Annotated in this window: 3 protein-coding genes; 2 read left to right on the top strand and 1 reads right to left on the bottom strand. The window is 45.8% G+C overall.

Annotated features, from left to right (window positions below):
* Positions 1 to 758, top strand: a 758-nt coding sequence (locus L1278_RS19455; RefSeq protein WP_253406686.1) for an SMI1/KNR4 family protein, incomplete at its 5' end; no start/stop codon positions are given.
* 96 nt (positions 759 to 854) lie between these two features.
* Here L1278_RS19455 and L1278_RS19450 read toward each other — a convergent pair.
* Positions 855 to 1,877 carry an IS110 family transposase gene (locus tag L1278_RS19450; protein ID WP_253406685.1) on the bottom strand — a complete coding sequence of 341 codons (1,023 nt, stop codon included), beginning with the start codon at positions 1,875 to 1,877 and terminating at the stop codon, positions 855 to 857.
* Between the two features lie 270 nt (positions 1,878 to 2,147).
* Between L1278_RS19450 and L1278_RS19445 the strand changes: the two genes are divergently transcribed.
* Entirely contained in the window at positions 2,148 to 2,564 is a 417-nt protein-coding gene (locus L1278_RS19445) for a hypothetical protein (protein ID WP_253406684.1), read from the top strand.
* Positions 2,565 to 2,722 lie beyond the last annotated feature (158 nt).

Here is a 2,722-nt window from a genome sequence, read left to right as displayed (position 1 = left end):
TTTTTCATCTTTATGTAAGGAATAAGTTTGAATCAAAAGGTAACGCTTATCCGCTGCTTTTTAAAACCAGCTACCGAAGGTTTAGTGCAACCCTGTATATACTTCATGCGTCGGCTAAAGCCTCGCAAGTCGTCTATACTAACACGTTACAACATATTGAAAACATGAATTTCGAATACATAAAAAAGTTTGTGGACATTTCAATTCAGAACATGACAAGTCCTGAATTTGACTCCTTCTATGTTAGCAAATCAGAGATTGTTGACAATTTATTGGTGGATGAATCCAGACCTGAAAAGGGGGATATGATTCCGTGGCAACCATCTGATAGTTTGATAAAAGACTCAGAAATTGAGGCTTTGGAATCTGAAATCAAACACCCATTGCCAATCTCTTTCAAACAATACCTTAAGTATAAGAACTTCTATGAACTTGCTCCAATAAGTAATGTGTGGATGTTTACTCCACTTGTACCTAAGGAATGGAAAAGAGTAATGCTAAAAAATGTGTTTAATGGTTGGCCAAAAGATTACCTCTATAACAAAGGCATGATACCCTTTGCGAACTACTCTGACTGGGGAATGCTGTGTTTTGATACAAATACTAAAGATAAGAATGGTGAGTATCAAATTATTAGATGGGACCACGAGAATGAAGAAGAATATGAAGTGTTTGCTAACAACTTTGCCGACTTAATGAAAGCCATAGTTCAAAACTATGAAGAAGGCATCAGAAACGGTGAAGTTGTATTTTACTAAACAACAGGTTGTAACCCGGCACAGGCTTCATATTCGACTGTGCCTCATTCGCAGCCTGTACAAGCCGAAATCTATGAGTAAAACAAGGGTTTTGCTCTAAATATTCTTCAATTTCAGTTCATACGGAGTTCCCCGTTTGACCACCGCTACGATCTGGTGCAGCAGCTTGTTTCGAACTGCGTTGATAACGCTCATCTTGCTCTTGCCTTCCCCGACCTTGCGCTCAAAGTAGAGCCTGAACTCCTCGTTGAAGCGGACGCTGTTGATGGCGGCCATGTGGAGGATGTGCTTGAGCTCCTTGTTGGCAAACTTGGAGACGCCCGTCCTTCCCATCACGCTCGTGCCGCTGCGGTATTCAAACGGGGCCACCCCGCAGTAGCAGGCCAGCTTCCTGGCGTCGTCCATTTTGGTGAAGCCTTGCGTGTAGACCAGCAGCGAGATGGCCAGTACCTTTCCCACGCCCTTGATGCCCGTGAGCAGGTCGTATTTCCGCTTCAGCTCACCGTCTTTGGCGATGAACTCCTGCATCTTCTCCTCCACCTGCTCCATGCTTTTCTCCAGCCCTCTGATGGCCTTCTTGTTGACCTGCTCGAGCGTCTTGCCAGAGACAGGATCTACGGCCAGCAGTTCCTTGATGGTGACTTTGATCGACTGCAGTGCCTTGAGCAGCCTGCCCCTGTTGGCCTGCAGATCTTTTAAGCGCTCCAGCGTCACACCCGACAGGTTCACGCATTTGGCCTCGCGCTGGTGCAGGAGGGCGTAGCGGGCGATGCGCTGGGCGTCCACCTTGTCGTCCTTACCGCGCACCATGCCGATGCTTCTTTTGATCTGAAGGGCACTCTCCATCCATACCTGCACATCTCTTGCCAGCAGGTAATGCACCACCTGCCGGGTGTAGAGGCCCGTGTGCTCCAGGCAGCAGAGCGTCTCCGGGCCCGCCTCGCAGCCGTGCTGCTTGAGCCAGGCCTTCATGCGGCGGAAGCCCGAGGGGTTGTTATTGAGCTTGTGGCAGAGCTGCTGATTGTCGCTGACTCTGATCAGACACACGTCCAGGCTGTCTTTGGACACATCGATGCCCAGAATAAAGGCCGGGGCTTGCAGATTGATAGGCTTTTCCATATCTTTTGTTTAGGTTATGCAAGCTGCGGATCGAAACCTTTATAATGAGCCCAAAGCGTCCCGAAAATCTATATGACCCCTGCCTGCGGGTTTGTAAAAAAAGCAGCCAGTCTGAATCGGCTGTTAGGACCAGTTTCGCCTTGTTAGCGGGTAGTTCACTGGCTGCCTTAAGGTATAAAAGGCAATACTTCTATACCTGGAAAAAGGGTGCTGGGTGTATGGGAAATATTATATCGGGCTAAGCTAAAGGTTAGCACTTATTTGTAATTTATGAAACTGACAAATTTCGAGTTAGAGGATACAGTTACACTTCGTTATGCAGGGAAGTACGTGGACCTTCATAATGATTATGACTTCTGTGGGTTTAAGTATTCAGTATCCTCTCAAGTACTCGAAATGCAATGGCATAAATTTGCTGATGAAGAATCCATCCCAAATAATGTAGAGAAAATAAAGTTATACTTTAGTGGGGTAAACTTCCTGAAGGTACAAGAAAGGGATAGAGAAATGCCTGTTAGCGAGGACAAATGCATTGATGTAATTGGGTTTCTACCTCAAGAAATGCGGGAGGATATGGAAAGTTTTGGTGTGAAGCCAGACTATGATAATGATGATATGATTATCATTTTTCGAGGTGGTCAGACCGTCAAAATAAATGCTGAAGAGGTTAAGCTGGTAATTGAATAAAACATATGCTAACCACACCTTTACTGTAGCTACGCCACAGCAAAGCCAAGTCCGTTGGCATGCATTCCCCCTATATTAACTATTGATTACTCCCGCTAACGTTGCTGCGTATCTATCTTGTATCCCTTGCAAGACCGGTTTCTAATTGACGCTTTAAA

This window comes from Pontibacter sp. HSC-36F09 (assembly GCF_024171605.1).
Lineage (GTDB): Bacteria > Bacteroidota > Bacteroidia > Cytophagales > Hymenobacteraceae > Pontibacter.
The sequence above is the reverse complement of the archived record's forward strand: the minus strand, read 5'-3'. Positions and strand labels throughout refer to the sequence as shown.

Excerpts from the sequence above, each read along its gene's own strand:
- L1278_RS19450 (WP_253406685.1), bottom strand. The coding sequence starts at position 1,877 with ATGGAAAAGCCTATCAATCTGCAAGCCCCGGCCTTTATTCTGGGCATC.
- L1278_RS19445 (WP_253406684.1), top strand. The coding sequence starts at position 2,148 with ATGAAACTGACAAATTTCGAGTTAGAGGATACAGTTACACTTCGTTAT.